Source organism: Bacillus sp. JJ1521, from assembly GCF_036965165.1.
In the GTDB taxonomy this organism is placed as follows: domain Bacteria; phylum Bacillota; class Bacilli; order Bacillales; family Bacillaceae_L; genus Ferdinandcohnia.
On sequence record NZ_JBALOX010000093.1, the window covers coordinates 1 to 6,588 of the forward strand.

General features: G+C 37.8%; 7 protein-coding genes. 6 read left to right on the forward strand and 1 reads right to left on the reverse strand.

What is annotated here, in order from left to right; all coding sequences use genetic code 11:
• Positions 1 to 59: 59 nt before the first annotated feature.
• Positions 60 to 749, reverse strand: coding sequence for a universal stress protein (locus tag V7147_RS13750; RefSeq protein WP_335368418.1), 690 nt, complete (start codon positions 747 to 749; stop codon positions 60 to 62).
• A 252-nt stretch (positions 750 to 1,001) separates the two neighbouring features.
• On the opposite strand from V7147_RS13750, the gene V7147_RS13755 reads away from it, so the two are divergent.
• The 6 genes from V7147_RS13755 (at position 1,002) to V7147_RS13780 (ending at position 6,482) form a co-directional block, all read left to right on the forward strand.
• Entirely contained in the window at positions 1,002 to 3,419 is a 2,418-nt protein-coding gene (locus tag V7147_RS13755; RefSeq protein ID WP_335368419.1) for a Na+/H+ antiporter subunit A, read from the forward strand.
• Entirely contained in the window at positions 3,403 to 3,828 is a 426-nt protein-coding gene (locus V7147_RS13760; RefSeq protein WP_335368420.1) for a Na(+)/H(+) antiporter subunit B, read from the forward strand. The genes V7147_RS13755 and V7147_RS13760 overlap by 17 nt, the downstream gene beginning before the upstream one ends.
• Positions 3,828 to 4,166: a Na(+)/H(+) antiporter subunit C gene (locus V7147_RS13765; protein WP_335368421.1), complete on the forward strand. Its 339-nt coding sequence runs from the start codon at positions 3,828 to 3,830 to the stop codon at positions 4,164 to 4,166. Before V7147_RS13760 ends, V7147_RS13765 begins: the two co-directional genes overlap by 1 nt.
• Entirely contained in the window at positions 4,159 to 5,649 is a 1,491-nt protein-coding gene (locus tag V7147_RS13770; protein WP_335368422.1) for a Na+/H+ antiporter subunit D, read from the forward strand. Before V7147_RS13765 ends, V7147_RS13770 begins: the two co-directional genes overlap by 8 nt.
• Positions 5,650 to 5,727: 78 nt before the next feature.
• Positions 5,728 to 6,204: a Na+/H+ antiporter subunit E gene (locus V7147_RS13775; protein WP_335368424.1), complete on the forward strand. Its 477-nt coding sequence runs from the start codon at positions 5,728 to 5,730 to the stop codon at positions 6,202 to 6,204.
• A complete protein-coding gene (locus tag V7147_RS13780; protein WP_335368423.1) occupies positions 6,204 to 6,482 on the forward strand; it encodes a Na(+)/H(+) antiporter subunit F1 in 279 nt (92 codons plus the stop codon). Before V7147_RS13775 ends, V7147_RS13780 begins: the two co-directional genes overlap by 1 nt.
• The last annotated feature ends 106 nt before the right edge of the window (positions 6,483 to 6,588 follow it).

A 6,588-nucleotide genomic window follows, 5' to 3' on the forward strand; every position in this document is an offset into this window, starting at 1 on the left:
CGTCTTTGTGACCCACATCGTGTGGACCTAAAAAAACCCCCACCTAAAAGGTGGAGGGATTATAAAAAGTTATCATCATCTATATTTGTATTCATATCTACATTTGTAAAATCGGTTACGATATCATCATTCACTTGGACCTGTAACGTCTTCTGGTCCTTCATAAATTTAAAAATACCATTATTAAAGTCAGTGCCAAATTCCTTGAAGAAGATTCCTTCAAAAACAACATCTTTTGTATGTTTGAAGATAAGGCGATACTGGTCATCTTCATTAACTAAATAGGCACGACAACCTTTTTCAAATTGACCTTCCGTATTTTTTAGGTAACGTGCAACTGAAATAATATGCAGGTCAACAAAAGGAATTTCCTTTAATAACGAGTTAATAATTGAACCTTTTGCAATTTGCTCCCAGCGACTTTGTGCGGTTTGACCAAGAATAATTTGGGTAATATTTTTCTCTCTGGCAACATCAGCAATTACTTTTGAGATTGGTCTTTTTTCATTGTCCTTTATAATAAACGCATCCGCACTGTGTTGGTCAGCTAACTCTTTCCATCTCGAAATGTAATTTACCTTTTCAGGATCGAGATCATCGAAGGGCTTTGGATCGACGGTAAGGATATAAAGTGGGCAATCTAGCATGTTTGCAATCTTGCAACCACGTTGGATAAGACGTTCACCATTTGGACCATAATATACACAGACAAGAATACTCTCGTCCATTCTTTCTTTTATCATTTTCATTAATACTCACCTCAGAGTTGATGTGAAATCATTGGCCTAGCCAATTTCCGTTTCATAAATACCTAGAAAATAAGGAACCCTAAAAGTAGGCCCTTAATTTAGCTGGGCTTACATTTAACACACCACCTATAAAATGTATAAAAAATTGTTCTTATATTTATAAACTATGTATGACTATATCGCATGCTACAAAATGAGTCAATCCATTAAGTTGATTTGTAAAAAATATCCGTTTTTAAGGAGGGGATTCCATTGTATTGGTTCCAGTTTTTAATCATGCTGCCGTTTATTTTTGCCGTGTTTGTTCCTATATTATATAAAAAGTTTACCCCAAGAATTCATACGGGTTGGTTCGTAATCTTCGTGCCACTTCTGATTTTTTCTTATCTTATAACATTTATTCCCACTATTGCAAACGGGAATACCATCATCACAAGCATTCCTTGGATGCCTTCCTATAATATCAATTTTACAACCTATATCGACGGTTTAAGTTTAATTTTTGGTTTATTAATAACGGGTATAGGTGCATTGGTTATTCTTTATTCCATCTTTTACTTATCAAAGGAAAGAGAAGCACTTCATAACTTTTACGTCTACTTACTAATGTTTATGGGAGCGATGCTCGGTTTAGTTTTCTCTGATAATGTATTTGTTTTATATGTATTTTGGGAAATGACAAGTGTGTCTTCCTTCTTATTAATTGCGTACTGGTATGAACGTGAGAAATCACAGTATGGGGCACAAAAATCAATGTTGATTACGATTTTTGGCGGATTAGCGATGCTCGCAGGGCTCGTTATGATTACAAGCACCTCTGGAACATACAGCATTCGTGAAATGCTCCTAAATGTGGATGCAATTACATCAAGTAGCTTATTTATACCAGCAATGGTATTAATACTACTCGGTGCTTTTACAAAATCAGCACAGTTTCCTTTTAGCATTTGGCTACCTGACGCGATGGAAGCTCCAACACCGATAAGTGCTTACTTGCACTCAGCTACAATGGTAAAAGCAGGCATTTATTTAGTTGCACGATTAACGCCTATTTTTGGTGGTTCAAATGTTTGGTTTTGGCTCGTTACAGGTGTAGGATTAATTACATTGCTTTACGGATCAGTCAATGCGGTACGTCAGACTGACTTAAAAGCACTGTTGGCCTATTCGACAATCAGTCAATTAGGATTAATAATGAGCCTTTTAGGTCTTGGTTCTGCTGCCATGTATTTCGGATTAGGGGACGAGACGGTGATTTATGGAACGGCTATTTTTGCAGCGATTTTCCATTTGGTGAACCATTCGACCTTTAAGGGAAGTCTCTTTATGGTAGTTGGAATTATTGACCATGAGACGGGGACTCGTGATATTCGAAGACTCGGCGGGCTCATCCATCTTATGCCTATTTCCTTTACGCTTACGGTGATAGGTGGCTTTTCGATGGCAGGTTTGCCTCCATTTAATGGTTTTTTAAGTAAGGAAATGTTTTTTGCAGCGGTTAATAATGCTGCGAGCATGGACTTTTTCCATATGGGGACAATTGGGGTACTCATTCCTATTGTCGCATGGATTGCAAGTGTATTTACGTTCATCTATTGTATGATTCTTGTATTTAAAACATTTAGAGGGAAATATAAGCTTGATAATACCCGCGTTGTCCATGAAGCACCGCTTGGGATGCTGATTTCACCGATTATTTTAGGTTCGCTTGTCATTATTGGTTTCTTTTTCCCGAATCTACTTTCAAATTATTTATTAAAGCCAGCATTGACTTCCGTCTTACCTGTGCTTTCAGAAGCAGATGTATTAGAAATCAAAATAGAAGCCTGGCATGGTTATTTAAATCCAGAACTGTGGATGACAATCGGGGTAGTTGTTCTCGGGACGATTCTTTATCTCAATCTAAGAAAATGGTACCGAATTTATCAAACCTATCCACAGTCATTGACGATCAACAATCTTTACAATCTTGCTTTAGATAAAATCGAGAATATTTCTGGTTCCATAACAAATTTTTATATGACAGGTTTTATTCGGGACTACCTGGTTTATATCATGGGCTTCATGATTTTAGTTGTCGGTGGATCTATTTGGTTATTTAATGGAATATCCTTTGATTCTTCAAATGACGCACCGGTCACACTTTTCGAAATTGCAATAATGATAGTTGCGGTTATTTCAGCGGTTTTTGTGTTATTTTCGAAAACAAGAATTACGTCAATTGTGGCGGTGGGCGCACTCGGATTTTTAGTTGCATTCTTCTTTGTATTATTCCGAGCACCTGATCTGGCGTTAACCCAACTAGTTGTAGAAACAGTGACAACAGCACTTTTCCTGTTATGTTTTTATCACTTACCGCAATTGCGCAAGGAAATGAGCAGAATCCCTTTTAAGCTAACAAATGCGATTATCTCAATTGGAGCAGGGGCGGTAGTTACAATAGTAGCTTTATCTGTGAATGGAAATCGCCTGTTTGATTCTATTTCAAGCTACTATGAAAATGCATATGAACTTGCGGGAGCAAAAAATATCGTCAATTCAATCCTAGTTGATTTCCGTGGTATTGATACGATGCTAGAGATTCTTGTATTAAGTATTGCAGGTCTTGGTGTTTATTCATTAATCAAGCTGCGTTTAGCAAAGGAGGGATCAGATGAAAGAGCCGAATGATGTCATTATACGAAGTGTAACGAAGGTTGCTGTTGTTATTATATTTACATTTGCAATCAACTTGTTTATTTCGGGTCACCATAATCCGGGCGGTGGGTTTATTGGAGGTTTAACCTTTTCGGCGGGAATGGTTCTTCTGTTCCTTACCTTTGATATTGATACGGTTCGTGAACATCTGCCTCTTGATTTTAAAGTAGTTGCAGCAATCGGGGTATTAACCGCAGTTGGCACTGGGTTTGGCAGCATGCTCTTTGGAGCTTCGTTTTTAACGCAAACATTTGGGTATATTGAGCTCCCTATTTTCGGTGAAACAGAGATTGCTTCAGCGGTTTTATTTGACGTAGGTGTCGCCTTGGCAGTCATTGGAACATCCCTCACAATTATTATGAGTATAGGGGATGACAGGTAATGGAAACTTTAATGTCGATTCTAGTAGGAATCTTATTTGCAATTGGGATTTATCTTATATTAACGAAAACTCTATTACGAATCATTTTAGGAACCTCTATACTCGGCCATGGTGTGAACTTACTCATTATCACAATGGGTGGACTTGAAAAAGGCGGACCACCCTTGCTGGGAATAAGGGGATTATCCTATGTTGATTCATTGCCACAGGCACTTCTTTTAACAGCAATTGTTATTAATTTTGCAACAACAGCATTATTTTTAGTGCTAAGTTACCGTGCGTATAGGGTCTTAGGCACGGACGATACCGAGCAATTGAGAGGTAAAAGCGATGGGTAATTTAGTTATTCTTCCAATTATCATTCCTATTATTGTTGGGATGATCTTGGTTATTTTTCGAAAAAATATTAGGCTGCACAGGGTGCTTAGTCTTGTTGCAGTCATTGGTATATTTGTGATTTCCTTAGTGCTTATGCATCGAATTAAAATAGATGGTATTCAGGTTCTCCAATTAGGCGGCTGGGAAGCACCATTTGGTGTAAGTATGGTTGCAGACATGTTAGCTGTAATTTTAGTCATGGTTACAAGCGTTGTAGCAATTTGTTGTCTAGTCTATGCATTTAAAACAATCGGGGAAGAAAGGGAATTATTTTATTTTTATCCGCTCTTTTTATTTTTAATTACAGGTGTAAATGGTTCCTTCCTGACAGGTGATATTTTTAACCTTTTCGTTTGTTTTGAAGTGATGCTTGTTTCTTCATATGTCTTGATTTCATTAGGTGGTACGAAAGTCCAGCTTCGTGAATCAATTAAATATATTTTAGTGAACTTGATTTCGTCCTTTTTATTTTTGGTGGCAGTTGCCTATTTATATGCGATGACAGGAACCTTGAATATGGCTCATCTTTCAGTTCGCATCGCTGAGGTTGGTCAGGATGGCGTAATGACAACGGTGGCGATTTTATTTTTAATCGTATTTAGTTTAAAAGCAGGTCTATTTCTTTTCTTCTGGCTACCAGGCTCATACAGTGCCCCGCCAACTGCGATTGCAGCCATTTTTGCAGCACTATTAACAAAGGTAGGAATTTATTCGATTATTAGAGTATTCACGCTTGTGTTCTATCATGAGCCTGAGGTTACGCATTTATTAATCGGTATTTTGGCGGGCATTACGATGCTGCTTGGTGCAATTGGCGCTGTCGCCTATTGGGATATTAAAAAAATAATTACCTACAATGTGGTTGTAGGTGTTGGCTTTATTTTAGCCGGGGTCGCTTCATTTACGGCAGAAGGAATCACGGGTTCAATCTATTATTTAATCCACGATATGATTGTTAAGGCATTGATCTTTCTTTTAGGCGGAACGATTATTTATTTCACTGGGACTAGTAATTTAAAGGATTTCAGTGGGATCATGCGGTTACAGCCACAATTCGGTTGGATGTTTTTTATTGCAGCATTGTCGCTCTCAGGGATACCCCCCCTTAGCGGATTTTTAGGAAAAATATTTATCACAGAGGGTACGTTCGCAACCGGTTATTTTTGGCTTGGTGGAATTGGTTTGTTGACTAGTTTAATGGTTCTGTACTCGATTATGAAAATCTTTATGAACGGATTTTGGGGGTATACAGATGTTCCCGAAGAAAGTGAATCTATGTCATTGAAAGGTTTGTTATTACCTATGGGAATTCTTACAGCTTTGACGATTGGTCTTGGAGTAGGGGCGCAAGGGATTAGCGAGTATGTTGATCTTGCGGTTGAAGTCATTATGAATCCAAGCATCTACATTGACGCGGTTTTAGGTAGTGCTTTTGTGGAATAGATTTTGATTGTTAGTTAATAGCAGCAGATGGGGGGTTGTCCTATGGCTGCTATTTATACAGAGAAAGGGGTGGTATCAATGCCCATGCAAGTGTTAATCAATTTGATGATCGGTTTTATTTGGATGTTTCTCCAGGAAAGTTGGACCGCACTCACTTTTTTAAGTGGTTATTTATTTGGACTAATTGTGCTGTTTATACTGCGAAGGTATTTTCCGCATCAATTTTATGCTGTGACTTTACTAGCCATTTTAAAATTGTTTTTTGTTTTTATACATGAGTTATTTACTTCAAGTGTTTTAGTTATTAAGCAGGTTATGCGACCAAAGATTAATATTACACCGGGCATTTTTACCTTAGAAACGGAATTGGAAGGGGACTTGGAAATAACCTTACTTGCGATGTTATTGACATTAACTCCTGGTTCAGTTGTGGTTGAAGTTTCACATGATGAGAAAAAGTTTTATATCCATGCAATGGATATCCCGGAATCAAGTGATGCTGTGATACGTTCAACAGCAAAATTCGAAAAGGCGATAAAAAGGGTGACGCGCTAATGATCAAAATAATTTTAATCATTTCAATGGGTTTTCTTACATTTGCTATATTAGCGACGATTTATCGCTTAGTGAAGGGACCGTCAGCCTCTGACCGTGTTCAAGCTCTTGATGTACTCGGGATCAATATTATTTCGGGAGTGGCGATCTTTTCTGTGTTTTTAAAAAATACCGGCTTTTTTGAGGTAATTTTATTAATTGGAATCCTTTCCTTCGTCGGAACAATTGCCTTCGCAAGATTTATTGAAAGAGGTGTTGTCATTGAGCGACGTAAATAATCCGATTGAGGTAATAGAACTTCTTGCGGTAATATCGATTTTGGTCGGGACGATTTTTAGTTTTCTTAGTGCGGTTGGGTTGATTCGGTTACCTGATGTATATTCT